The organism is Ruegeria sp. CI5 (genome assembly GCF_056536885.1).
In genome coordinates this window covers 121,447-142,744 of record NZ_JBQFQN010000001.1, presented here as the reverse complement: position 1 = coordinate 142,744, position 21,298 = coordinate 121,447, and the positions used below count along the sequence as shown (strand labels likewise).

The 21,298-nt window shown below is 61.0% G+C and carries 28 protein-coding genes; 14 read left to right on the top strand and 14 right to left on the bottom strand.

The window, feature by feature from the left end; all coding sequences use genetic code 11:
- Window positions 1-33 precede the first annotated feature (33 nt).
- Together phaZ and ACR0BA_RS00705 are read left to right on the top strand one after the other, a co-directional pair.
- A complete protein-coding gene (gene phaZ / locus ACR0BA_RS00710) occupies window positions 34-1,305 on the top strand; it encodes a polyhydroxyalkanoate depolymerase (protein WP_480726006.1) in 1,272 nt (423 codons plus the stop codon).
- Entirely contained in the window at window positions 1,305-1,889 is a 585-nt protein-coding gene (locus tag ACR0BA_RS00705) for a DUF6151 family protein (protein WP_480726004.1), read from the top strand. The genes phaZ and ACR0BA_RS00705 overlap by 1 nt, the downstream gene beginning before the upstream one ends.
- On the opposite strand, the gene ACR0BA_RS00700 is transcribed toward ACR0BA_RS00705, so the two are convergent.
- The 5 genes from ACR0BA_RS00700 to ACR0BA_RS00680 form a co-directional block, all read right to left on the bottom strand.
- Window positions 1,886-2,596, bottom strand: coding sequence for an alpha/beta fold hydrolase (locus tag ACR0BA_RS00700; RefSeq protein ID WP_170358510.1), 711 nt, complete (start codon window positions 2,594-2,596; stop codon window positions 1,886-1,888). The genes ACR0BA_RS00705 and ACR0BA_RS00700 overlap by 4 nt on opposite strands.
- 84 nt (window positions 2,597-2,680) lie before the next feature.
- Window positions 2,681-3,295: a hypothetical protein gene (locus ACR0BA_RS00695; RefSeq protein WP_480727433.1), complete on the bottom strand. Its 615-nt coding sequence runs from the start codon at window positions 3,293-3,295 to the stop codon at window positions 2,681-2,683.
- Between the two features lie 20 nt (window positions 3,296-3,315).
- On the bottom strand, window positions 3,316-3,741 hold the full coding sequence (locus ACR0BA_RS00690; protein ID WP_480727431.1) for a VOC family protein: 426 nt from the start codon (window positions 3,739-3,741) through the stop codon (window positions 3,316-3,318).
- A complete protein-coding gene (locus tag ACR0BA_RS00685; RefSeq protein ID WP_480726003.1) occupies window positions 3,741-4,733 on the bottom strand; it encodes an alpha/beta hydrolase in 993 nt (330 codons plus the stop codon). Before ACR0BA_RS00685 ends, ACR0BA_RS00690 begins: the two co-directional genes overlap by 1 nt.
- Window positions 4,733-5,482, bottom strand: a complete 750-nt coding sequence (locus ACR0BA_RS00680) for an alpha/beta hydrolase (RefSeq protein ID WP_480726001.1) — start codon at window positions 5,480-5,482, stop codon at window positions 4,733-4,735. The genes ACR0BA_RS00685 and ACR0BA_RS00680 overlap by 1 nt, the downstream gene beginning before the upstream one ends.
- 219 nt (window positions 5,483-5,701) lie before the next feature.
- Here ACR0BA_RS00680 and thrS point away from each other — a divergent pair, with 219 nt between their 5' ends.
- From thrS to ACR0BA_RS00655, 5 genes are all read left to right on the top strand, one after another.
- Window positions 5,702-7,660: a threonine--tRNA ligase gene (thrS, locus tag ACR0BA_RS00675; protein ID WP_480725999.1), complete on the top strand. Its 1,959-nt coding sequence runs from the start codon at window positions 5,702-5,704 to the stop codon at window positions 7,658-7,660.
- A 222-nt stretch (window positions 7,661-7,882) separates the two neighbouring features.
- Window positions 7,883-8,185, top strand: a complete 303-nt coding sequence (locus tag ACR0BA_RS00670) for a BufA1 family periplasmic bufferin-type metallophore (protein WP_005982123.1) — start codon at window positions 7,883-7,885, stop codon at window positions 8,183-8,185.
- Window positions 8,186-8,258: 73 nt separating this feature from the next.
- Window positions 8,259-9,116, top strand: coding sequence for an MNIO family bufferin maturase (gene bufB / locus ACR0BA_RS00665; protein WP_170366511.1), 858 nt, complete (start codon window positions 8,259-8,261; stop codon window positions 9,114-9,116).
- Window positions 9,113-9,877, top strand: a complete 765-nt coding sequence (locus ACR0BA_RS00660; RefSeq protein ID WP_170438692.1) for an HvfC/BufC N-terminal domain-containing protein — start codon at window positions 9,113-9,115, stop codon at window positions 9,875-9,877. Before bufB ends, ACR0BA_RS00660 begins: the two co-directional genes overlap by 4 nt.
- The gene (locus tag ACR0BA_RS00655; RefSeq protein ID WP_170358500.1) at window positions 9,874-10,401 is read left to right on the top strand and encodes a DoxX family membrane protein; all 528 of its coding nucleotides are present in this window, start codon (window positions 9,874-9,876) and stop codon (window positions 10,399-10,401) included. Before ACR0BA_RS00660 ends, ACR0BA_RS00655 begins: the two co-directional genes overlap by 4 nt.
- A 1-nt stretch (window position 10,402) precedes the next feature.
- Here the strand turns inward: ACR0BA_RS00655 and ACR0BA_RS00650 are convergent, their stop codons facing one another.
- Together ACR0BA_RS00650 and ACR0BA_RS00645 are read right to left on the bottom strand one after the other, a co-directional pair.
- Window positions 10,403-10,771: a hypothetical protein gene (locus tag ACR0BA_RS00650; protein ID WP_170358498.1), complete on the bottom strand. Its 369-nt coding sequence runs from the start codon at window positions 10,769-10,771 to the stop codon at window positions 10,403-10,405.
- Window positions 10,772-10,813: 42 nt separating this feature from the next.
- Complete coding sequence (locus ACR0BA_RS00645; protein WP_093962565.1) at window positions 10,814-11,131, bottom strand: ArsC/Spx/MgsR family protein; 318 nt, start codon at window positions 11,129-11,131, stop codon at window positions 10,814-10,816.
- A 213-nt stretch (window positions 11,132-11,344) separates the two neighbouring features.
- On the opposite strand from ACR0BA_RS00645, the gene ACR0BA_RS00640 reads away from it, so the two are divergent.
- Window positions 11,345-11,551, top strand: coding sequence for a cold-shock protein (locus tag ACR0BA_RS00640; RefSeq protein ID WP_008758035.1), 207 nt, complete (start codon window positions 11,345-11,347; stop codon window positions 11,549-11,551).
- An 82-nt stretch (window positions 11,552-11,633) separates the two neighbouring features.
- Here the strand turns inward: ACR0BA_RS00640 and ACR0BA_RS00635 are convergent, their stop codons facing one another.
- Together ACR0BA_RS00635 and thyX are read right to left on the bottom strand one after the other, a co-directional pair.
- Window positions 11,634-11,927: a hypothetical protein gene (locus tag ACR0BA_RS00635; RefSeq protein ID WP_170447089.1), complete on the bottom strand. Its 294-nt coding sequence runs from the start codon at window positions 11,925-11,927 to the stop codon at window positions 11,634-11,636.
- Between the two features lie 58 nt (window positions 11,928-11,985).
- Complete coding sequence (gene thyX, locus ACR0BA_RS00630; RefSeq protein WP_480725996.1) at window positions 11,986-12,897, bottom strand: FAD-dependent thymidylate synthase; 912 nt, start codon at window positions 12,895-12,897, stop codon at window positions 11,986-11,988.
- A gap of 178 nt (window positions 12,898-13,075) precedes the next feature.
- Between thyX and ACR0BA_RS00625 the strand changes: the two genes are divergently transcribed.
- From ACR0BA_RS00625 to ACR0BA_RS00615, 3 genes are read left to right on the top strand one after another with little or no spacing between them, the layout of a single operon-like run.
- Window positions 13,076-13,504, top strand: a complete 429-nt coding sequence (locus ACR0BA_RS00625) for a VOC family protein (RefSeq protein WP_170337804.1) — start codon at window positions 13,076-13,078, stop codon at window positions 13,502-13,504.
- A complete protein-coding gene (locus tag ACR0BA_RS00620) occupies window positions 13,501-14,202 on the top strand; it encodes a DUF1194 domain-containing protein (protein ID WP_170435053.1) in 702 nt (233 codons plus the stop codon). Before ACR0BA_RS00625 ends, ACR0BA_RS00620 begins: the two co-directional genes overlap by 4 nt.
- Complete coding sequence (locus ACR0BA_RS00615) at window positions 14,199-14,930, top strand: DUF1194 domain-containing protein (protein WP_480725994.1); 732 nt, start codon at window positions 14,199-14,201, stop codon at window positions 14,928-14,930. The genes ACR0BA_RS00620 and ACR0BA_RS00615 overlap by 4 nt, the downstream gene beginning before the upstream one ends.
- Here the strand turns inward: ACR0BA_RS00615 and ACR0BA_RS00610 are convergent.
- The 3 genes from ACR0BA_RS00610 to ACR0BA_RS00600 form a co-directional block, all read right to left on the bottom strand.
- Complete coding sequence (locus ACR0BA_RS00610) at window positions 14,924-15,421, bottom strand: MarR family winged helix-turn-helix transcriptional regulator (protein WP_093962569.1); 498 nt, start codon at window positions 15,419-15,421, stop codon at window positions 14,924-14,926. The genes ACR0BA_RS00615 and ACR0BA_RS00610 overlap by 7 nt on opposite strands.
- Window positions 15,422-15,499: 78 nt before the next feature.
- Window positions 15,500-15,748, bottom strand: coding sequence for a succinate dehydrogenase assembly factor 2 (locus ACR0BA_RS00605; protein WP_480694866.1), 249 nt, complete (start codon window positions 15,746-15,748; stop codon window positions 15,500-15,502).
- Window positions 15,745-16,137 (bottom strand): helix-turn-helix domain-containing protein, encoded by a 393-nt coding sequence (locus ACR0BA_RS00600; protein WP_170363091.1) that lies wholly within the window; start codon window positions 16,135-16,137, stop codon window positions 15,745-15,747. The genes ACR0BA_RS00605 and ACR0BA_RS00600 overlap by 4 nt, the downstream gene beginning before the upstream one ends.
- A gap of 92 nt (window positions 16,138-16,229) precedes the next feature.
- On the opposite strand from ACR0BA_RS00600, the gene ACR0BA_RS00595 reads away from it, so the two are divergent.
- Window positions 16,230-17,432 (top strand): pyridoxal phosphate-dependent aminotransferase, encoded by a 1,203-nt coding sequence (locus ACR0BA_RS00595; protein ID WP_170363090.1) that lies wholly within the window; start codon window positions 16,230-16,232, stop codon window positions 17,430-17,432.
- A 14-nt stretch (window positions 17,433-17,446) separates the two neighbouring features.
- Window positions 17,447-17,848 (top strand): hypothetical protein, encoded by a 402-nt coding sequence (locus tag ACR0BA_RS00590; RefSeq protein ID WP_480725992.1) that lies wholly within the window; start codon window positions 17,447-17,449, stop codon window positions 17,846-17,848.
- A 15-nt stretch (window positions 17,849-17,863) separates the two neighbouring features.
- Here ACR0BA_RS00590 and ACR0BA_RS00585 read toward each other — a convergent pair whose 3' ends face one another.
- Window positions 17,864-19,216, bottom strand: a complete 1,353-nt coding sequence (locus ACR0BA_RS00585) for an MATE family efflux transporter (RefSeq protein WP_170358487.1) — start codon at window positions 19,214-19,216, stop codon at window positions 17,864-17,866.
- Window positions 19,217-19,317: 101 nt separating this feature from the next.
- Window positions 19,318-20,247, bottom strand: a complete 930-nt coding sequence (gene ppk2, locus ACR0BA_RS00580) for a polyphosphate kinase 2 (RefSeq protein WP_170363089.1) — start codon at window positions 20,245-20,247, stop codon at window positions 19,318-19,320.
- Window positions 20,248-20,381: 134 nt separating this feature from the next.
- Between ppk2 and ACR0BA_RS00575 the strand changes: the two genes are divergently transcribed.
- Window positions 20,382-21,260: an alpha/beta fold hydrolase gene (locus tag ACR0BA_RS00575; RefSeq protein WP_480725990.1), complete on the top strand. Its 879-nt coding sequence runs from the start codon at window positions 20,382-20,384 to the stop codon at window positions 21,258-21,260.
- Window positions 21,261-21,298: the final 38 nt, after the last annotated feature.

Here is a 21,298-nt window from a genome sequence, read left to right as displayed (position 1 = left end):
AACTCTCAGGCTGACATTTAGGAGGCCATTCCCGTGCGTTACATGATGACCTACGACCTGATAGAAACCATGCGCAACACCAACCAATGGCTTGGTGCAACCGCAAGCGCGATGGCGTCCTACCCCCAGTTTTCCATGATCCCCAATCCGGCATTCAACTGGATGGCCGCGTGGGGCGAAGTAACCGAACGCACGTTTCAACGCATGGTCGTGAAACCCGATTGGGGTATCCGAACGTTTACCTGCGAAGACGGCAAAGATCATCTGGTGGATGTCACCTCCGTGCTTGAACGCCCGTTTGGCGATCTGGTCCACTTTCGCGTGAATGGCCGCAAAGAGCAACCGCGCAAGGTGCTGTTGGTTGCGCCGATGTCCGGACACTACGCCACCCTGCTGCGCTCGACCGTCAAGAGCCTGTTGGTCAATTGCGAAGTCTATGTGACCGATTGGCATAACGCGCGCGACATCCCCGTGTCCGAAGGCAAGTTCGATGTCGAGGACTACACCCTGTACCTTGTCGATTTCATGAAGGAGCTGGGGCCGGACACGCATGTCGTCGCTGTCTGCCAGCCCGCGCCCCTGACCCTTGCGGCGACGGCGTACCTTGCCGAAACCGACCCCAAGGCGCAGCCCAGCACGCTGACGCTGATCGGTGGCCCGGTTGACCCTGACGCAACCCCGACCGAAGTCACCGATTTCGGCCGCCGGGTGACCATGGGCCAGCTTGAGGAAACGATGATCCAGCGGGTGGGCTTCAAATACAAGGGCGTGGGACGCATGGTTTATCCCGGGCTTCTTCAATTGGCATCCTTCATGTCGATGAATGCCGAGCGCCATGGCAAGGCGTTCTCCGACCAGATCCAGCGCGTCATGCGGGGTGAGGCGTCGGATCATGACGCCCACAACCGTTTCTACGATGAATATCTGGCCGTGATGGACATGACGGCAGAGTTCTACCTCTCGACGGTCGAGCGGGTGTTCAAGAACCGTGAGATCGCCCGGAATGAGTTCATCGTGGCTGGCCACAAAGTCGACATCGGCAAAATCACGGATGTGGCGGTCAAGACGGTCGAAGGCGCCAATGACGACATCTCGGCCCCCGGTCAGTGTATCGCGGCGCTGGACTTGTGCACCGGCCTGCCCGACAGCAAGAAGGCCAGCCATGTCGAACCCGGCGCGGGCCATTACGGTATCTTCGCCGGACGCAGTTGGCGTGACAATATCCGCCCGCTGGTCATAGACTTCATGAACGAAAACAGCCGCAAACCGCGCCGCCGCGCGGCCAACAGCAACAAGGTTGCTTGATGTCCGCAGACCCGGCGCCTGCCCTTCCGTTCGCCTGCAACTGCGGTGAGATTAGCGGCGAGATCACGGCCAAAGGGGTGTCCAGTGGCACCCATGTCGTCTGTTTCTGCCCAGATTGCCGCGCCGGACAGCTGTATTTTGGTCAACCTGACCCCGCACCGGGACCGGTAGACATTTTTCAGATGTCGCCCGAATATATCCGCATCACCAAAGGCGCCGAGTACCTGGCCGTGATGCGGCTGGGACCCAAAGGTCTGTTTCGATGGTACGCCAAATGCTGCAACGCGCCTTTGACGACCACCACCAGCAGCATGAAATTCCCCTTTGCCGGATTTGATGTCGCCAGATTTTCCGATCCATCCCCTCTGGGGCCTGTGAAGACCCGCGCCCATGTCCCGCAGGCGAATGGCAAATGGAAGCACGAGAATGTGGCTCCTGCTGTTTTCGGCATGATCCGCAGAGTCATTGCGGCGCGCCTTTCCGGTCGTTGGAAGCAAACTCCGTTCTTCGACGTCGAAACCGGCGATCCGGTCGTGGCTCCGCATGTCATCAGCCTTGAAGAACGCAAGGCGCTGTACGACTAGAAAGCCCGCACGGGTATGTTCAACCAGTCGGACAGCGCGTCGGTGGTTTCACCCGGCGCTTCAAGCGTCGGAAGATGCCCCGCCATGTCCACCACATGCAAGGCTGCACCGGGGATCAACTCGGCCATGAAACTGTGTTTTCTGACCGGCGTCAGAGTGTCGTGTGCCCCGCACAGAACCAATGTCGGCACCTTTATTCGCCGCAAGGTGCCCTGCTGATCCGGGCGGCGCTGCAGAGCGCGCATTTGGCGCACGAACAGTTCCGGTCCCAGCTCCAGCGCCATTTCCAGCATGTCGTTCAATATCGGGATCCGCTGCGGTCCGGGGGCCAGCGTGTCCGAACCCAGAACCTTGCGCATGACATCCTCAAGACGGCCAGCCTGTGCCGCAACGATCAGCTCTTCGCGGTCAGCGGCGATCTGGGGGGTATCGGCCTGCGCATCCGTCGCCATGAGGCAAAGGCGGGTCACGCGTTCCGGGGCGCGGCGCACCAGTTCCAACGCAACAATGCCCCCCATGCTCAGACCAGCCAACGCAAAGCGGTGCGGCAACTGGTCCAAAAGCGCCGAGGCAATCTCTTCGATCCGATCACCGCCGCCGATCGGCGCGACCATTACCGGCCTGGTCTGAGACAGCCGGGTTGTCTGTGGCTGAAACAGCCGTGCATCGCACATCAATCCTGGCAACAAGACCAGCGGCTCGATCACGCAGGGCCTCCTTGTACTGGCCGATCGGCTCGGCCGTTTTGTTGATCAGGATGAGAGTTTCGGCGCAGACGGGCAAGAAAAACTTTAAGGATAGCGGATTGCGCGAAATTCGGGAAAGTCCGCATAGCGCCGCCGGCGTTCGCTCAGAGTCTCATCCGGATCGGCACCGGCCCTGAGCAGACTGCCACGGGGCGCAATGTAGCTGTCGATCCGGCGCAGCGGGGTGGGCCGCCACACCAGATTGAAGGCGCAGAGTTTGGGAAAGAACCAGATCTCGGAATAATCCAGATGATCGTGCATCCACCAGGCCAGATCGCGCCAGTCCCTGCCTTGCGCGTAACGGTCGGCAAACCATGGAATCACGATCGAGGCTCCGGCAATTCGCGCCTCGCCTGTGCCGCGGTCCCAGATGTGGCATTCAAGGGGATGATCGTTGCGGGCGCAGTTCAACTTGTTCTCGTTTCCAAACCGGTTCAGCGAGGGCGACCGGTATCCAGACCGGACGGCAACACGCCCGAATGTTTCCTCCAACGGGTCCAGAAGGGTTTCGCAAAATGCACGGCCGGTTTCGATGGCAAGACCCGGGTTGTCCGGCAGGTTCTGTTTTTCGTGAAAGCTCCCGATCTCGGAATACAGGAAATCGCGCATGAAGAAATGGCGCGACAGGCGCACGCGGCCCAAGGTCTCGAGGCTCCACATGCTGCCTGGTCTGCGCATTTTCAGTACCCGTTCCAACGAAAGGCCCCATCCGGCGCGAGGGCCGAGTACGGGTTGAACGCAACTTCCCAGATCGTACCATCCGGTGCCCGAAAGTACCCATGGTGCCCGCCCCAGAACACGTCCGAGGCTGGTTTCAGGATTTCGGCCCCCGCTGCCTCGGCAGCTTGCAGCAGTTCGGCGACACCCTCCTTGGATCGGCAATTGTGGCTGAGCGTCATCGCGCCGCGACCCAGGGTTTCAACGCCAACCCCGATTTCTTCGGCCAGCGCGGTCAATGGGTACAGACCCAGCGTCTGGCCGATCAGGTCAAAAACGATCACCCCGTCCGGGCTGTCGGTGCGGCGCCAGCCCAGCGCGTCGTAAAAGCGGGCTGCGGCTCCGGGATCTTCGGCCCCGATCGTGATCAGGCTGACGCGTTGCTCCATCACTCCACCCCCAAACCGTTCAGCCATTGCAGAATACCTGCCGCCGTCGCATCGGTCTGCCCCGGCGACATCAGCCGCCCGGCAATGACGTGCGATTGCGGGTCGTCACCCGACCCCATAGTTACGGTCTGAACGGTCGCAGGTGCCCCCCAGTCTTCTGCAACTTTGTGAGTCAGGTCGGGCCGAACCACCTGATCGTCATCCGAGAACCAGAACAGAGCCGGCACCAGCGCACCCGAAAAATCCAGCTCGTAGACGGTATCGACCAGAACAGACATCGGAACCACCGCCTCCCACGGATAAGAGGACGACCAATACAGGTTCTTTTCCGGATCAGGGCCCGACACCTCGCGGGTTTCCCCCATCAGCAACGGCAGCCAGCTGCGCGCCCAAGGCAGTGACGGTATCCAGGATCCGGCCGCCTGCACCCCGAAATTGGGCGAGATGAACACCATCCCGACCACGTCCTTGCTCAGTTCGGGGTCCAACGCCGCGGCTGCCGCCAGGGTTCCCCCGGTCGAGGTCGAGACCACGATGACCTTGTCGCCCACGGCGCGGGCGGCGGCCAGGCCTTCGGCCATGTCCCGCATCCAGCCCGAGGCCGTCCCTTCGGCCATTGCCAGCCCGTCGCGCCCGTGCCCCTGCAGGCGCGTATAGACCAGATTGGCCCCCAGCGCCTCAGCGATCCTGTCGGGCACCGGGCGGATTTCCTCGGACGAGGCCGAGAACCCGTGCACATAAAGCACCGAATAGGGCGCGCGCCGTTCTTTGAATCCGTCCTGCCAGATCACCCGCTTTTCGACGCCCGGTACGATATCGTCATAGGCGGACTCGATGCTTTCGAAATAGACCTGAACCCCCTCGCCGAACTTGCGCGGATCGAACCGCGGGTGCAGATCCACCTCTTCGCGCGGGCCGAACCAGTAGATCAGCCCGCCGACCACCATCAACGCCAGCAAGGCCCGTCCGAGAAACCGCCCCAGCCGCCGCATCAATTTGCCCCCATCACGTCGCGAACCGCATCCTCGATCAGCCCCAGGCATGGCCCGTCCGAGAACCGGTGATCCGCATCCTTGACCAGCAACAGCCGCATGTCCGGACCGCTGGCATGGTCGAGCAGCCGTACCGCCGTCTCGGTGGAAACCGCCGTATCCGCCGTGCCTTGCAGAAACCGTACCGGGAACGGCAGGTTCAACGGCGACCGCAACACCAGCCGCGTCCGCCCATCCTCGATCATCCGCTTGGTGATGATGTAAGGCTCCATGTAGTCCGAAGGCAGTTCAACATGCCCCACCGTCTCCAGCGCCTGTTTCTGTTCGTCGGTGAACGAGGCCCAATAGCCGTCCTCGGTGAAATCCGGCGCCGCAGCGATGGTGACCATCCCCGCGATCCGCTCGGGCATGGCCCGCGCCAGCAACAGCGCCTGCCAGCCGCCCATGGACGAACCCACCACAATCAGCGGCCCTTCGGTCAGCGCTGAAACCGCCGCAACCGTGTCCTCATGCCAATCCCCGATGCACCCTTCCTCGAACCGGCCGGAACTTTCGCCATGCCCGGAATAGTCGAACCGCAGATAGGCCTGCCCACGTGCCCGGGCCCAGTCCTCGAGATGCACCGCCTTGGTGCCCTCCATGTCCGACTTGAGGCCTCCCAAGAAAACGACCGTGGGCCCCACCCCATCGCTCTTGTGATAGGCCAGCCGCCGCCTCTGTGGCGTTTCCAGAAATGTCGTCGCTGCCATGAAACCCTCACTTGCTTTTCCAGCATCATGCACGCACCGCGCCCAAGTGCAATTCCCGCCCCTCCGTCATCTGGAGGCAGATATCCCGCGGCACGCTTGGAGCAGAGCCCTCTGCCCGCCAACGCTTGACACAGCCACCACCACCTGCCAAACGGACCCGACACCATAACCCGCAACCGGGCGTTCAGTGGGCGCCAAACCGACGAGGAGAGCCAGACCATGGCCCTGGATTCAAAATCCGTCTCTCTTACCTTCCCCGATGGCAATTCCCGATCCTACGCGGCAGGCGTTACGCCGGCCGAGGTCGCTGCCGACATCTCCACCTCGCTGGCGAAAAAGGCCATCTCGGCCACCGTCAAAGGCCAGCACTGGGACCTGCAGTGGCCCATCGAACAGGATGCCGAAATCGCCCTTCACACGATGAAGGACGAGGCTCAGGCCAACGAGCTGATCCGCCACGACTTCGCCCACGTGATGGCCCGCGCGGTGCAGGAAATCTGGCCTGACACCAAGGTCACCATCGGCCCGGTCATCGAAAACGGCTGGTATTACGACTTCGACCGCGCAGAACCCTTCACGCCCGAAGATCTCGGCCTCATCGAGAAAAAGATGAAAGAGATCATCAACAAGCGCGATCCCGTCACCACCGAGATCTGGGACCGCGAGCGTGCCATCGCGTTCTACAAGGCCAACAACGAGCCTTACAAGGTCGAGCTGATCGAGGCGATTCCGGGTGACGAGCCGGTGCGCATGTACTGGCACGGCCACTGGCAGGATCTCTGCCGCGGCCCGCACCTGCAACATACCGGCCAACTACCCGGCGACGCGTTCAAGCTGATGTCCATCGCCGGCGCCTACTGGCGTGGCGACAGCAACCGCCCGATGCTGCAGCGTATCTATGGCGTTGCCTTCACCGGCAAGGAAAAGCTCAAGGCGCACCTGCACATGCTGGAAGAGGCCGCCAAGCGCGACCACCGCAAGCTGGGCCGCGAGATGGACCTGTTCCACATGCAGGAAGAGGCCCCGGGCCAGATCTTCTGGCACCCCAACGGCTGGACCATCTACACCCAGCTTCAGGACTATATGCGGCGTGCCCAGCACCGCGGCGGCTATGTCGAGGTCAACACCCCGCAGGTGGTCGACCGCAAGCTGTGGGAACGCTCGGGCCACTGGGACAAGTACCAGGAAAACATGTTCATCGTCGAAGTTGACGAGGAACACGCCCGCGAAAAGGCCGTGAACGCGCTCAAACCGATGAACTGTCCGTGCCACGTGGAGATCTTCAAACAGGGCCTGAAATCCTATCGCGACCTGCCGCTGCGCATGGCCGAATTCGGATCCTGCGCGCGCTACGAACCCTCGGGCGCGCTGCATGGCATCATGCGGGTCCGGGGTTTTGCCCAGGACGACGCGCATATCTTCTCGACCGAGGACCAGATCGGCGACGAATGTGCCCGCTTCATCGGGTTTCTGACCGATGTCTACAAAGATCTGGGCTTTGACAGCTTCAAGGTCAAATTCTCGGATCGCCCCGAACAGCGCGCCGGCTCTGACGAGGTCTGGGACAAGGCCGAAGAAGCCCTGCTGACCGCCACCCGCGCTGCGGGGGTCGAGCCGGAACTGAACCCCGGCGAAGGCGCCTTCTATGGGCCGAAGCTGGAATTCGTCCTGACCGACGCGATCGGACGTGACTGGCAGTGCGGCACCTTCCAGGTGGATTTCGTCCTGCCCGAACGGCTGGACGCCACCTATATCGGCGCTGATGGGGGCAAACACCGTCCGGTGATGCTGCACCGCGCCTGCCTGGGGTCGTTCGAACGGTTCATCGGCATCCTGATCGAAGAACACGCCGGCAAACTGCCGTTCTGGCTGGCGCCGCGTCAGGTCGTCGTGGCCTCGATCACCTCCGAGGCCGATGACTATGTTCTGGAAGTGGTCGAAACGCTCAAGGCTGCCGGTGTCCGGGCCGAGGCCGACATCCGCAACGAGAAGATCAACTACAAGGTCCGCGAACATTCCGTCGGCAAGGTGCCGGTGATCCTGGCCGTCGGCCACCGCGAGGTCGAAGAGCGCACAGTCAGCGTCCGCCGCCTGGGCGAGAAGCAGACCCAGGTCCAGCCGCTTGACGCTGTAACAAAAGAGCTGGCGCACGCGGCAACGCCCCCCGATCTTCTGTAACAATCGGCACAGTCTTGCCGCCAATCCGGCCCCCAGCACGGGGCCGGATTGAAACATTTCTGGATTTCCTAATTTATTACAGTGTGTTAACTTGCAAGGGGCGTTAACGCTCCCTGACACAGCCGTGAGACACGGGCTCGTGAATTCAACAGAGCAGTGTCAGCCGTTACCTTTGTCACTGTCACAAGCAGACATACGCAATCACGAAAAGGATTACCTGAGATGTCGAACACCGCCAAAACCCTCGTAATCGCAAGCGCCGTTGCCGCAGCCGTTGCGGGCTCTGCAACCACCGCCGCCGCTCAGGCCAAAGAAAAGTGCTATGGCGTATCGCTGGCAGGCCAGAACGACTGCGCCGCCGGACCGGGCACCACATGTGCCGGCACCTCGACCGTGGACTACCAAGGCAACGCCTGGACGTTGGTCGATGCGGGCACCTGCGCCGACATCGAGCTGCCCAAATCCGCGGACGGAACGCCCCGCAAAGGCTCGCTCGAGCCGCTGGAACGCGATCTGCCGGCATAAGGCACGGGAAGGAATGTCAGGGGCGGGCTAAACCAAACAGCCCGCCCTGTTTCTTGCTGAGAAGGATCACGCGATGTTGGATGACGCCCGCAGAATGCAACGGCTGCCCGCCGCGCCCGGGGTCGGCTACAAGCCGCAGCACTATGCCGAGATCCTTGACCAGCCCGGCCCGGTCGGCTGGCTGGAAATTCACGCCGAAAACTACATGGGCGACGGCGGCCGACCGCTGGCGCAGCTACGCCACCTGTCCGAACGGTTTCCCATTTCCGTGCACGGCGTGGGCCTGTCCATCGGTGGCGAAGGCCCGCTGGACGCCGAGCACCTGGCCCGCCTGAAGCATCTTGTGGGCTGGCTGAACCCGGCCAGCTTTTCGGAGCATCTGGCATGGTCCACCCATGACAGCCAGTTCCTGAACGATCTGCTGCCCCTGCCCTATACCGACGCCACACTGGCCCGCATCTGCGATCATATCGACCAGGTACAGCAGACGGTGGGCCGGCAGATGTTGCTGGAAAATCCCTCCAGCTATCTCGCTTTTACCGAAAGCACGTGGTCCGAACCCGACTTCTTGCGCGAGGTTGCGCGCCGGACCGGATGTGGCCTGCTGTTGGACGTCAACAACGTCTTCGTCTCGGCCACCAATCTGAATTACAGCCCGCGGGCCTATATTGACGCCTACCCTCTGGACCAGGTTGGCGAGATCCACCTGGGTGGCCATGACGAGGATCAGGACGATCACGGCCAACCCCTGCTGATCGACAGCCATGGCCGCGCCGTCGTCGATCCGGTCTGGGCGTTGCTGGATTATGTGCTCGACCAGTCGGGCCCCAAACCCGTGCTGATCGAATGGGACAATGACGTGCCCGACTGGCCCACCCTGCGCGCCGAGGCAGAACGCGCGCAATCCGCGCTGGACCGGATCCCGGCATGAGCGTCTCGCAATCAGAATTCCGGGCGGCCCTGCTGGACCCGACGGCTCCCGTGCCCGAGGGGTTGCTGGACGATCAGGCCCGCCCCGCCGGACGCCGCTTCAGCGTCTACCGCAACAACGTGGCCGTGTCGCTGACCGAGGCCATGCACCAGGCATTTCCGGTCATAACCAAGCTGCTGGGTCCGCAGAATATGGACGGTCTGGCCGGGATCTATCTGCGTCGGAACCCGCCTAGCTCTCCGCTGATGATGTTCTATGGCGAGAACTTCCCCGAATTCCTCGCCGACACCGAGCAACTGGCGCATCTTGGCTATCTGCCCGACGTGGCACGGCTGGAGTTGGCATTGCGCCGGTCCTACCACGCCGCCGACAGCCAACCGATCGCGCCCGACGCGCTGGCCGCCCTGCCGCCCGAAGACCTGATGCAGGCCCGGCTGGGCTTTGCCCCGGCCATGCAGTTGATCCGATCCGACTGGCCCATCCACTCCATCTGGCGGTTCAACACCGAAGACGGCGCGCCAAAACCTCAGCCCGGTGCGCAGGACGTGCTGATCACGCGCCCCGAATTCGACCCGTCGCCACACCTGCTGCCGCCCGGCGGGGTCGACTGGATCACCGCCATGCAGGCCGGCCAGACCATTGGTCAGGCCTTCGAGGCAACCACCGCCCGGACTCCCGCGTTCGACCTGGGAACCACCCTGGCACTGCTGTTGCAGGGCAGTGCAATTACTTCAATGACTATCGAAAGGCCGGAAACATGACTGCCCTGATCTCTATGCATAATTCCGCACTTGGAAAGCTGGACCACGCCTCGAACTGGCTGACACCGACCGTGGCGCGGCTGACTTTCATAGCGGTTCTTCTGGTCTATTACTGGAACTCGGCCATGACCAAGCTGGGCAGCGGCTTTTTCGGGTTCCTGTTCCCCTCGGATGGGGCCTATGTCCAGATCTTCCCCAAGGCCATGGAGGCCGTCGGCTACGACAGCTCGCAGCTAGGGTTCTTTACCTGGCCCGTTGCCGTCGCCGGAACCTGGGCCGAGTTCATCCTGCCTGCGTTGCTGCTGGTGGGGCTGCTGACCCGCCTTGCCGCCCTGGGCATGATCGGGTTCGTCTGGGTCCAGACCTTCACCGATGTCACCGGGCACGGGGTCAAACTGGGTGGTCTGTTCGACAACACCATCACTCTGATGGATCAGCGGGTCATGTGGACCTTCCTGTTCGTGGTGATCGTGATCAACGGCGCGGGCCCACTCTCGCTCGACCGGGTCCTGCGCCTGAAATGATCTAGAAATGCGCTTTGGGTTCGTCCGGCTTGCCCGCGGCGATCCCAAGTAGCCCGGCGACGCCGGCGAAGGCAATCGGGAACATGGTGAACACGCCAAAGCCAAAGGCATAGTACATCCCCGCAGCGGAAATCAGCAGAAGCACTCCCGCCACCAGCGCACGCGCATGCGCCATGGCCCCCCCGGCAATCGCCAGCAACGGCGCCAAAAGCGATGCTGTCTTGATAAGCTGGGGGTTTTCCACCTGCTCTGCCAACCCCTCGATCTCGCCGTAACGATCCACAAGCTCGACAAACCCGTACCCAAAAAAACCGACGATCATTCCGACCAGACCGGCAATGACACCCAATATCATGGCTGCGTTTCGCATGAAGTATTCCTGATTGTTGCGCCGGTTCAGATAGTCACCCGATCAAGCAATGCCAAGGGCTGCGCGGGTTTGCGGGGTCCAGCCCAGGAACAAGTGACCGTCACGTTCGATCAGCGGACGCTTCATCAGGGCAGGATGATCCGCTAGCAGTTCCAGCGGTGGTCGCGAGCGTTGATCGTCGTCCAATCCACGCCAGGTTGTCGAGCGGGTGTTGAGCAAGGCTTCGCCGAACTGGTCAAACGCTTTGGCCAGCACCTCCGAAGGAACACCCGCACCTCGGACATCAATGAATTCGGCATCAGGCAGTGATTTCAATGCCTTACGGCAGGTATCGCAGGTCTTCAGGCCAAAAAGGCGCATGATGTATCTACTCCGGTCGTTGCAGCAATTTCGGGCAAAACGAATAGGTTAACCCAGTATTCCTTGATTTTTTACTTCACCGTGCAATGTTGAAAAAGGCGAAACACACAATTTACGCCGTCTCGTTCGTTCGGAACTGCGTGGGTTTGTGGTCGCTTTGACTATGCCCTGCCGATTTGCTGGGTGACGCGCAAGGAGAAGGAGACACGGGAAATGCCAACCGGCACCGTGAAGTGGTTCAATACGACCAAAGGCTATGGTTTTATTGCCCCCGATGAAGGGGGTAAGGATGTGTTTGTGCATATCTCGGCCGTAGAACGATCCGGCCTGACCGGACTCGCCGACAATCAGAAAGTCTCGTACGAGTTGCAGGACGGACGTGACGGCCGCCAAATGGCGGCTGATTTGAAGCCATTGTAAAAGGGCCCGCCAACTGGCGGGTGCGACGAAACAAGGTCAACGGCCAATTGACAGGCCGTTGTCCACCCTCTTCCCGGATAGTCTAACCTCGCGTCGGGTCGGCCTCGTTGCGGTTTGTCCAGTTATCGCCCATGGCCACAATGCAGGACGTCCCGGTCGCATAGGTTACGACAAGGGTCCAGTCACCGCGACGGCTGGTCCACACCTCCATGATCTGCTCGGGTCCCCGAACACCAGAGGCGGTCTGCTGCGCCCCAAATTGGTGGCGCAGTTTGTCATGCATCCGCGCCGTGGGCTCGCAGATCACCTCAGCGATTGGCGACTTTGCGTAGGCCGGCTGGCCCAGCAACAAAGCGATCGCCGCAGTTCTAAACATCAAGCTGAACGTCATGCCCAAAGTGTAACAGGATCATGACAATTCGAACAGGTGGCGATCAGCCTTCGCGGATCACCGCTTCGAACTCGCGCCATTCGCGCGCGGTCATGCCCGAGTTGTCCTGCGTCAGCTGCTCGCCCTTCAGCATCCGACGCAGCGCTTCGACCATCTGCGCCGACAGGTTGACCGCACCTAGGCGATAGTCTTCGAACGCCTTGTACGCGAATGGTACCCAGTCGGCCACGATCTTGCACATGGTTTCGGCATAGACGCGGATCTCGTATTGCGCATGCGGATCTGCCCGCAGGCGCAGGAAGTGGAACAGATTGTGCAGGTCCACCTTCCAATACCACTGCGTGTAGATGTTTGCCGGCAGGTTCATCCGCGCCAGTTCGCGCGCCAGACCCTGCTGGCCATCCTGGCCGATCATCGCTTCGTAATTGTCGTAGCAGCGGGCGCTGTCGGCCTTGAGAATGTCCAGCACGCGCGCAGCCTCTTCGCCCTGCAGCGCCTCGCCCCGCCCCTGATTGTTGATCGCTGATTGCGCAGCCAATTGATCCGGCGCGGGAATGTAGAATTCCCGATCAAGGATCGAATAGCGGGCCGAGTATTCGTTGACGTTGGCCGTCCGGTGGCGGATCCACTGGCGGGCCACGAAGACCGGCAGTTTCACGTGCAGTTTCACTTCGCACATCTCGAACGGGGTCGAGTGCCAGTGGCGCATCAGATAGCGGATCAACCCCTCGTCATTCTGTACGGACTTCGTACCTTTGCCATAGGACACGCGGGCCGCTTGGCAGATCGCAGCATCATCGCCCATATAGTCGATGACCCGCACGAACCCGTGGTCCAGAACAGGATGCGCAGTGTAGAGGTGCTGTTCCATACCCGGAGCCACGACACGGCGGGTCGACTGCGTTTGTGCGCGTTGCTCTTCGATCTCGGCCAGTTGTTCGGCGGACAGCGGCATGGACATACCTCGTTTTTGAAATGAGTCGCCGACCACTATATATCGGCAACATCAGCACTGAAACCGCCATATGTGTGCTGCGTCGCGCATTTTTCGGTTTCTCTGCGACCGCCCCCTCGACACGCCCCTGCAGCGCGCTAAGCTGCACACAATCATCAACACCGAAAGGATCGCCGAGATGGGGCTGAGATACCTCCACACCATGGTGCGCGTGAAGGATTTGGAAAAATCCATGGCCTTCTACAAGCTGCTGGGACTCCAGGAAACCCGCCGTTACGACAGCGAGGAAGGGCGGTTTTCGCTGATCTTCATGGCTCCTCCGGGTCAGGAGGACAGGCCGATCGAGCTGACATGGAACTGGGATGGCGATGAGGGTTTGCCAAGCGACAGCCGCCATTTCGGCCACCTAGCCTATGGGGTCGACAACATTTACGAGACCTGTCAGCACCTTGCCGACAATGGCGTCGTCATCAACCGCCCTCCCCGCGATGGGCGTATGGCGTTCGTGCGCTCGCCTGACAACATTTCGGTTGAACTGCTGCAGAATGGCGATGCCTTGCCCCCGGCCGAACCTTGGGCCAGCATGGAAAGCACCGGCCACTGGTGATCCGCTGGCTGACAGGATTGGGGCTGGCCGTTCTGGCCAGCTCTGCTGAGGCCCAAAACTGCCGGCTGGCCTTGGCGCTTGCTTTGGACATATCCGTTTCGGTCGACGCCAAAGAAGACGCCCTGCAGCGGCAGGGCCTGGCTTCAGCCCTGATCGCTCCTGAAGTCCGGAAAGCGTTCTTTTCCTCGCCGCTGCCCGTAGCCCTGACGGTTTATGAGTGGAGCGGTCGCGACGCCCAGTACATCGTCCTTCCCTGGCGCCTGATCGAGACCGAGGCTGATCTGCTTGTTGCAGCGACACAGGTGAGCGAGTCCCAAAGATCTGACAGCGGCTCGGCCACTGCCATGGGATATGCCCTGGCTTTCGGGGCCTCTCTGATGGAGCAGGCTCCGCAATGCCTGTTTCAAACGATTGACCTGTCCGGGGACGGCTCGAACAATGACGGCTACGGTCCGCAGATCGCCTATCGCCACTTTCCCTTCGACCGCATAACCGTGAATGGGTTGGTCATAAATGCGGCGGATTTCGAAGGGGAGCTGTTCCTCATCCCGTTTTTTGAGAACAACGTCTTGCATGGGCCAAACGCCTTTTTGGAAATCGCGCAAGGGTTCGAAGACTTTGAGCGCGCCATGCGACGCAAGCTGGAACGGGAATTGACCAGCCTTCAGGTCGGCGCGTTGGGGCGCAACGCAAAATGATTACCCGTGCGCTGGCTCTGTGTTGTTTGGCCGTGGGCAGCCCGGCCGCTGCTCAATGCCGGCAAGCCCTGGCGCTTGGGTTGGATGTTTCAGGCTCAGTCGACAGCAACGAATACCGACTTCAATTGGACGGCTTGGCCGCTGCATTGCAACGGCCGGAGGTGGAACGGCTGATCCTGTCGAATCCCGAAGCCCCCGTTCGCATCGCCGTTTTCGAATGGAGCGAAGCAGGTTTCCAGCGGCTGTTGGTCGGCTGGACCGATATTCGGTCCCCGAACGATTTGTCTGGGATTGCTCGACGCCTACAATCCACCCGTCGGTCATCGGCACCTCAGGGCACAGCGGTGGGGTCTGCCATGCAGTATGGGGCTGATTTGTTGGATACCCAAGCCGCCTGCTGGAAGCGGACGCTGGACCTCTCAGGAGATGGCAAGCACAATGTCGGCCTCCATCCCAGACAAGCTAAAGCCCAACTGCAGGCAACCGGCATCACGATCAATGGGCTCGTGATCGGAGCCGATGATCCCAGCACCGGGGACAAGCGGTATGTGCAAATCGGAGAGTTGTCGGCCTATTACAACGCTTGGGTCATTCTGGGGCCCGGAGCCTTCGTCGAAACCGCTTTGGGATTTGAAGCCTACGAAGACGCGATGACGCGCAAGCTGATCAGAGAGCTGGATTCGCTGACCCTGTCCCAAGTTTTGCCATTGAACGGCGGTAGTCAGTAGATGTACCGGATCTGATCCGTCCAATACCGTTCAACCCGGCGCAAAGCGCTGGTAATCTCTTCGATCCCTTCGGTGCCCAGGACACCCTTGGCCTGCAGCCCTTCGGCGTGGCGCGAGAAGAGATCGGCCACGATGTCACGGATTTCCCGTCCCCGAGGTGTCAGACGCACCCGCACCGAACGTCGGTCAATCTCGCATCTCTGGTGATGCATGAACCCCATTTCGACCAGTTTCTTGAGGTTGTAGCTGACATTGCTGCCCTGATAATAGCCGCGGCTTTTGAGTTCACCGGCAGTCACCTCGTGGTCGCCGATGTTGAACAGCAACAGCGCCTGCACCGCGTTGATTTCCAGAACGCCGACCCGCTCGAACTCGTCCTTGATGACGTCCAGAAGCAACCGATGCAGACGTTCAACCAATGCCAGCGCCTCAAGATAGCTGGACATGAACCCCTTGGTTCCGGGTGCGGAGACCTGCAATTCCAAACTCATCCGATCCTCCGATTCAATCGCGCCGTTCAGGAAACTTTGACGCGAAATCCCGAAGAATCAGTTAAGTCTGTTTTCCCATTACTTTTGAAATACTTGCGAGATATCGAAGATCATGCTCGTGTAGTGTTCAGGGGCGGCGACCTGCCCGGTCACCCATTGGTAGAGGTCCTGATCGTTTTCGTGCAACAAAGCTTCGTACAGGTCCAATTCGGCCGCAGACATCCGCTCAAGCCGCTGGTCGGCATAGGCGGACAGAATGATGTCCATTTCCTTGATGCCGCGCCGCATCGACCGCATCTTCAGCCGCTTGATCCGGATGTCGTTCATTCGCCTTTCTCCAGCTTCAGCCGCAGCGTTTTCTCGACCCGCGCAAGGCGCTCGGAACTGGCGCGCATCTCACCTCGGATGGCGCGCAACTCCGCGACCAGCGGTGCCAGCTCCATATCCGCGGCTTCCGCGATATCCGGAGCATCCATGCCCTCGCCTTCACCGGTTAGAAGCCACATGATCGACACGTTCAACATACCTGCCATCATCGACAGCTTGTTGGCGCGCGGTTCTGACAGGTCATTCTCCCAGGCCACCACAGTGGACTTCTTGACACCCAGCCGACGGGCCAGTTGGGTCTGGGTCATGCCGGCGGCTTCGCGTGCGCCTGCAACCCGGTCTCCGAATGTCGCGGCCTCGGGTCCGAACCAGTCGGTTTCGTCGCTCATCAAACTCTCCAGTTCTTCAAAAGCATATCGCTTGATCGTGTTTCGGCGGCACCCTATGACAGTCCTGAGCAACATACAAACCGGGGCCCGCCATGAGCTTTCTGTCTGCGACACTGTCGCGCGTCAAACCTTCGCCGACCATTGCCATGACGGCCAAAGCCGCCGAGTTGAAGGCCGCCGGACGGGACGTCATCGGCCTCAGCGCAGGTGAGCCCGATTTCGACACGCCGCAGAACATCAAGGACGCAGCCGTTGCCGCAATCGCCGCCGGTAAAACGAAATACACCGCGCCTGACGGCATTCCCGAGCTGAAACAGGCCGCTTGCGCCAAGATGAAACGTGACCACGGGCTGGACTACACGCCCGCACAGATCTCGGTCGGAACAGGTGGCAAGCAGACGCTGTACAATGCGCTGATGGCGACGATGAATCCGGGCGACGAAGTTATCATTCCCGCCCCCTACTGGGTCAGCTATCCGGACATGGTGCTGCTTGCGGGCGGTTCGCCTGTCGTGGTTGAGACCACACTGGAAAACAGCTTTAAGCTGACCCCAGACCAGTTGGAAGCCGCAATCACGCCAAACACCAAATGGTTCATCTTCAACTCGCCGTCGAACCCGACCGGCGCAGGGTACAGCCGCGCCGAACTCAAGGCTCTGACCGATGTTCTGATGCGGCATCCTCATGTCTGGATCATGTCGGACGACATGTATGAACACCTCGCCTATGACGGGTTTGAGTTCTGCACGCCAGCCGAAGTCGAACCCGGGCTGTATGATCGCACGCTCACGTGCAACGGTGTCTCCAAGGCCTATGCCATGACCGGCTGGCGTATCGGCTATGCCGCAGGCCCTGTCGAGCTGATCGCGGCCATGCGCAAGATCCAGTCGCAATCCACGTCGAACCCTTGCTCGATCAGCCAGTGGGCCGCGGTCGAGGCCCTGAACGGCACCCAAGACTTCCTTGCCCCGAACAATGAAACTTTCAAACGCCGACGCGATCTTGTGGTCGGGATGCTGAACCAGATTGACGGCATCACCTGCCCCACTCCCGAGGGCGCATTCTACGTCTATCCGTCCATCGCCGGGTTGATCGGCAAGACCACGCCGGCCGGCACGGTCATCGACACCGACGAGGCCTTCGCGACTGCCCTATTGGAGGAAGCCGACGTAGCCGTAGTTTTTGGAGCGGCGTTCGGCCTCAGCCCCAATTTCCGCGTCAGCTACGCGACTTCAGACGAAGCCTTGACCGAGGCCTGCACCCGCATCCAGCGGTTCTGCGCGTCCCTGAGCTAAGACCGAGGTTCAACATGTCCGCAGCACTGCCCGAATATTACTTTCGCGTCCGCGAGAACGGCGCGGTCGTGTTCAAGATCGACACGGAGAACCGGCAGCGCCGGATCGAAATGGACCAGATCGCGGTGATCAACATCCGCAACGGCGAGGTCAAGCCACATGGTCAGGGTACCCTAACCGAAGCGGACAAAACCGAAATCGCCCGTTGGATGAACGAACGCAAAGCCCTGCTTGCGCGGCGCGACGTCGACGACATCCACCGCACGATCGATCACCTGAACCTGACCACGCAATGGGCCCAGTCCAAGGCGACCGATACCCAATTGGAAGACATCACGGACCGGTTGCTGCTGGCGATGCACGACTTGCGCACGGTACTGGTGCGCAAGAAGGCCGACCGGCTGGAGAAGGGTTGAGCCTGGCGGTTGTCGCTACGCGGCGGGCGCACCTACCACGCGGACGGATCGCAGCCAGAACCGTCCCATCAGCATGACCGCCGCGCAGGCAAGGCCCAGAACAAGGCCAAGCCAGACTCCGATCCCGGCCATGCCTTGCACGAAACCAAAGTAGTAGGATGCGGGGATCCCCACGACCCAATAGCTGAGGCCTGCCATAACCATAGGCACCTTGGCGTCTTGCAACCCGCGCAGAAGGCCCAGAGCGATTACCTGCGCGCCGTCCACCAGCTGGAACAGGGCCGCCATGGCCAGCAGACCGGTCCCGATGGCCAGAATCTGGGGACGCTGCGGGTCGTCCGGTTCGACAAATACCGAGATGAGCGGCTCGGCGCAGGTCAGGAACAGGATGATTGTCAGCACGGACACCACAAGGGACATGCCCGTGACCGCGATTGCGCCTTTCTCGAGATGCGGTCGATCCTTGCGCCCCAGCGCATTGCCGGCCCGGATCGTTGCTGCATTCGACAGGCCCAGATGCACCATGAAAGTGGCCGAGGCCAGGTTCAGCGCAATCCCGTGCGCCGCCAGCGGCACCTGTCCGATCCAACCCATCATGAAGGCGGACATGGCGAACAGAGACACTTCGGCCAACAAGGTCAGACCGATGGGCACACCCAGCTTCAGGACGCTCAGCAACATTTCCCAATCCGGGCGCCAGAACCGCTGGAACAGGTTATGCTCCGGCAGGACTTTCACCGCGTAAATGATCACCGCCACCAGCGACACGGTCTGCGTGACCACCGACGCAATCGCGGCACCCATCACGCCCAGTTCCGGCGCGCCCCAGTTGCCGAAGATCAGCGCATAGTTCGTAAGTCCATTGACCACTGCCGCCGCGACGGTAATCCACAGCACGATCTGCGTGCGCTCCAGAGCGGCCAGATAGGATTTAAGAACCATCACCACCAGCGCCGGGAACAGGCCCCAGCCCGCAACCCGCAGATACTCGGACGCGGTTTGCGCCACTTGTGGATCCTGATCCGTGGCGATCAGAATCGGGTAGGACCACCACAGCAGCGGCATGATCAGCATGCCATACAGCAGCGACAGCCACAGACCCATTCGGGTGCTGCGCCGAATGCTGGTTTCATCCTCCTCGGCGGCCGCGGTCGCGACCATAGGCATGACGGCCAGGCCAAATCCGCCTCCGAAAAGAAACAGAACAAAGTAAAAGCTGCTGGCCAGCGTCACCGCGGCCAGTGCCTCGACGCCATACCAGCCCAGCATGATCGTATCCGTCAGGCCAATGGCGAATTGCGCCAGATGACCACCGATCAACGGCAGCCCCAGCACAGCAATGGCCCGGAAATGGGCGGGATATGTCATGACCTTTCTCATCCCGCCAGCCATATGCGCGGCCCCGAGCCGGGGCAAGGGGAGATCTCTGAAATTTCACTTCGAGACCTCGATGACGCCCGTCGGGCCAATCAGGTGACGCGCGCCTCGGGGTGTATCGCCGTACCAAGGATGTGATCCGACCGGTGGACCACATGATGTGCCTGCCCCACGATCAGAGGATCGGGCTGGCCCACGATGTCATGATCCTTGTCCGGATAATCCAGCGTCGACAGGAAATGCCGCATGCAGTTCAGCCGGGCGCGTTTCTTGTCGTTCGACTTGACGATGGTCCAGGGCGCGTCGGCGGTGTCGGTATAGAAGAACATCGCCTCTTTCGCCTCGGTATAGTCGTCCCATTTGTCCAGACTGGCTTTGTCGATGGGCGAAAGTTTCCACTGCTTCAGCGGGTCGGTCTCGCGGCTCTTGAAGCGGCGCAGCTGCTCATCCCGCGTCACCGAGAACCAGTACTTGTACAGCTGGATTCCCGACCGAACCATCATGCGCTCCAACTCGGGCGTCTGGCGCATGAACTCGAGGTATTCGTTCGGGGTGCAGAACCCCATCACCCGCTCGACCCCGGCGCGGTTGTACCAGGACCGGTCATAAAAAACCATTTCGCCGACGGTGGGCAATTCCTGGATATAGCGCTGGTAATACCACTGGCCCTTCTCCTCCCAGGTCGGCTTGTTCAGCGCCACCACCCGGGCCTGACGCGGGTTCAGATGCTCCATGAACCGCTTGATGGTGCCGCCCTTGCCGGCGGCGTCGCGACCCTCGAACAACAGCACGAACTTCTGCCCGGTCTCCTGCGCCCACAACTGCACCTTCAACAATTCGGCCTGCAACTGGGCCTTCTGCTTTTCATAAGCCGCCCGGGACAATTTCGAGCGATACGGATACTCCCCGCTTTCAAAGGCCTGCCGGATCTTTTCGCGGGTGGGCGCTTCGGTGTCCGCGTTCGGTTTGGCCATGACGGCCACGGGGGCTGCGTTCGTCTTTTTTTGGGTCACTGCGTCCATATGCTCTCTCCTGTGTCACTGTCCGCCGAAACGCCTAGCAAATTTGCATCTTTTCCGCGTTGATCCGTATCAAGTTGACTTCGGCGACGGCTCCGAAAACTCTGCAGGTGTGAACTCAGTCAGGGGCATCCGGCATGGACAGCGAATTCTTCGACCTCAACGGCCACCCTTTCTTCGTCCGCCGCTGGGGCGATCCCAACCTGCCTACGCTTTTGATGTTGCACGGTTTCCCGGAGTATGGCGGCGCGTGGTCCGACCTGGCCCCGCACCTTTCGGACCGCTTTCACTGCATCGCGCCGGACCAGCGTGGCTATGGTCAAAGCTGGGCGCCCGAGGGTATTTCGAACTATGCGCTGTCCAAGCTGGTGTCGGACATGGCCGTGCTGATCGAGCAGTTCGGCGACCCCGTCACTGTGCTGGGACATGATTGGGGCGCCTCGGTGGCTTACGGTCTTGCCATGTTCCACCCCAAGTTGGTCAGCCGCCTGGTCATCGCCAACGGTGTTCACCCTGTCCCGTTCCAGCGCGAATTGGCGGCAGCGGGCAAACAATCTGAGGCCTCGCAATACATCAACCGCCTGCGCGCGCCCGATGCAGCCGAATTTCTTTCGGCCGACAACTTCGCCAAGCTCGAACAATTCTTTCGGCATGGCATGGGGTTGGACTGGATGAGCGACGCGCGCATGGGCGACTATCGCACCGAATGGGCCCGCCCCGGACGGCTCGACGCCATGCTGAACTGGTACCGGGCCTCACCCCTCGTGGTGGCTGAGCCGGGCGCGCCCTGCACGGACCTGCCGGAACTGCCCGTTGACAGATTGACAGTCTTCTGCCCGCATTTGCTTCTGTGGGGGCCGCGGGACAAAGCCTTGCTTCCCGAATGCACCGATGGGCTGGAGGAGTTCGCACCCAACCTGACCCGCAAGCAGATCGACGGTACAGACCATTGGCTGCATCACCAGAAACCTCAGGCGGTGGCCGACGCTATTCTCGATTGGGTTCAGGACAACTGAGCCAACTCTTCGCCCGACGCCGAAGGACGCAAGAGGCA

What these genes read in the sequence shown, in the direction of transcription:
- ACR0BA_RS00705 (WP_480726004.1), top strand. Translation starts at nt 1,305, where the DNA reads ATGTCCGCAGACCCGGCGCCTGCCCTTCCGTTCGCCTGCAACTGCGGT.
- ACR0BA_RS00695 (WP_480727433.1), bottom strand. Translation starts at nt 3,295, where the DNA reads ATGTGGAGCCTCGAGACCTTGGGCCGCGTGCGCCTGTCGCGCCATTTC.
- ACR0BA_RS00690 (WP_480727431.1), bottom strand. Translation starts at nt 3,741, where the DNA reads ATGGAGCAACGCGTCAGCCTGATCACGATCGGGGCCGAAGATCCCGGA.
- ACR0BA_RS00685 (WP_480726003.1), bottom strand. Translation starts at nt 4,733, where the DNA reads ATGCGGCGGCTGGGGCGGTTTCTCGGACGGGCCTTGCTGGCGTTGATG.
- ACR0BA_RS00680 (WP_480726001.1), bottom strand. Translation starts at nt 5,482, where the DNA reads ATGGCAGCGACGACATTTCTGGAAACGCCACAGAGGCGGCGGCTGGCC.
- thrS (WP_480725999.1), top strand. Translation starts at nt 5,702, where the DNA reads ATGGCCCTGGATTCAAAATCCGTCTCTCTTACCTTCCCCGATGGCAAT.
- ACR0BA_RS00670 (WP_005982123.1), top strand. Translation starts at nt 7,883, where the DNA reads ATGTCGAACACCGCCAAAACCCTCGTAATCGCAAGCGCCGTTGCCGCA.
- bufB (WP_170366511.1), top strand. Translation starts at nt 8,259, where the DNA reads ATGTTGGATGACGCCCGCAGAATGCAACGGCTGCCCGCCGCGCCCGGG.
- ACR0BA_RS00660 (WP_170438692.1), top strand. Translation starts at nt 9,113, where the DNA reads ATGAGCGTCTCGCAATCAGAATTCCGGGCGGCCCTGCTGGACCCGACG.
- ACR0BA_RS00655 (WP_170358500.1), top strand. Translation starts at nt 9,874, where the DNA reads ATGACTGCCCTGATCTCTATGCATAATTCCGCACTTGGAAAGCTGGAC.
- ACR0BA_RS00650 (WP_170358498.1), bottom strand. Translation starts at nt 10,771, where the DNA reads ATGCGAAACGCAGCCATGATATTGGGTGTCATTGCCGGTCTGGTCGGA.
- ACR0BA_RS00645 (WP_093962565.1), bottom strand. Translation starts at nt 11,131, where the DNA reads ATGCGCCTTTTTGGCCTGAAGACCTGCGATACCTGCCGTAAGGCATTG.
- ACR0BA_RS00640 (WP_008758035.1), top strand. Translation starts at nt 11,345, where the DNA reads ATGCCAACCGGCACCGTGAAGTGGTTCAATACGACCAAAGGCTATGGT.
- ACR0BA_RS00635 (WP_170447089.1), bottom strand. Translation starts at nt 11,927, where the DNA reads ATGTTTAGAACTGCGGCGATCGCTTTGTTGCTGGGCCAGCCGGCCTAC.
- thyX (WP_480725996.1), bottom strand. Translation starts at nt 12,897, where the DNA reads ATGCCGCTGTCCGCCGAACAACTGGCCGAGATCGAAGAGCAACGCGCA.
- ACR0BA_RS00625 (WP_170337804.1), top strand. Translation starts at nt 13,076, where the DNA reads ATGGGGCTGAGATACCTCCACACCATGGTGCGCGTGAAGGATTTGGAA.
- ACR0BA_RS00615 (WP_480725994.1), top strand. Translation starts at nt 14,199, where the DNA reads ATGATTACCCGTGCGCTGGCTCTGTGTTGTTTGGCCGTGGGCAGCCCG.
- ACR0BA_RS00610 (WP_093962569.1), bottom strand. Translation starts at nt 15,421, where the DNA reads ATGAGTTTGGAATTGCAGGTCTCCGCACCCGGAACCAAGGGGTTCATG.
- ACR0BA_RS00605 (WP_480694866.1), bottom strand. Translation starts at nt 15,748, where the DNA reads ATGAACGACATCCGGATCAAGCGGCTGAAGATGCGGTCGATGCGGCGC.
- ACR0BA_RS00600 (WP_170363091.1), bottom strand. Translation starts at nt 16,137, where the DNA reads ATGAGCGACGAAACCGACTGGTTCGGACCCGAGGCCGCGACATTCGGA.
- ACR0BA_RS00595 (WP_170363090.1), top strand. Translation starts at nt 16,230, where the DNA reads ATGAGCTTTCTGTCTGCGACACTGTCGCGCGTCAAACCTTCGCCGACC.
- ACR0BA_RS00590 (WP_480725992.1), top strand. Translation starts at nt 17,447, where the DNA reads ATGTCCGCAGCACTGCCCGAATATTACTTTCGCGTCCGCGAGAACGGC.
- ACR0BA_RS00585 (WP_170358487.1), bottom strand. Translation starts at nt 19,216, where the DNA reads ATGACATATCCCGCCCATTTCCGGGCCATTGCTGTGCTGGGGCTGCCG.
- ppk2 (WP_170363089.1), bottom strand. Translation starts at nt 20,247, where the DNA reads ATGGACGCAGTGACCCAAAAAAAGACGAACGCAGCCCCCGTGGCCGTC.
- ACR0BA_RS00575 (WP_480725990.1), top strand. Translation starts at nt 20,382, where the DNA reads ATGGACAGCGAATTCTTCGACCTCAACGGCCACCCTTTCTTCGTCCGC.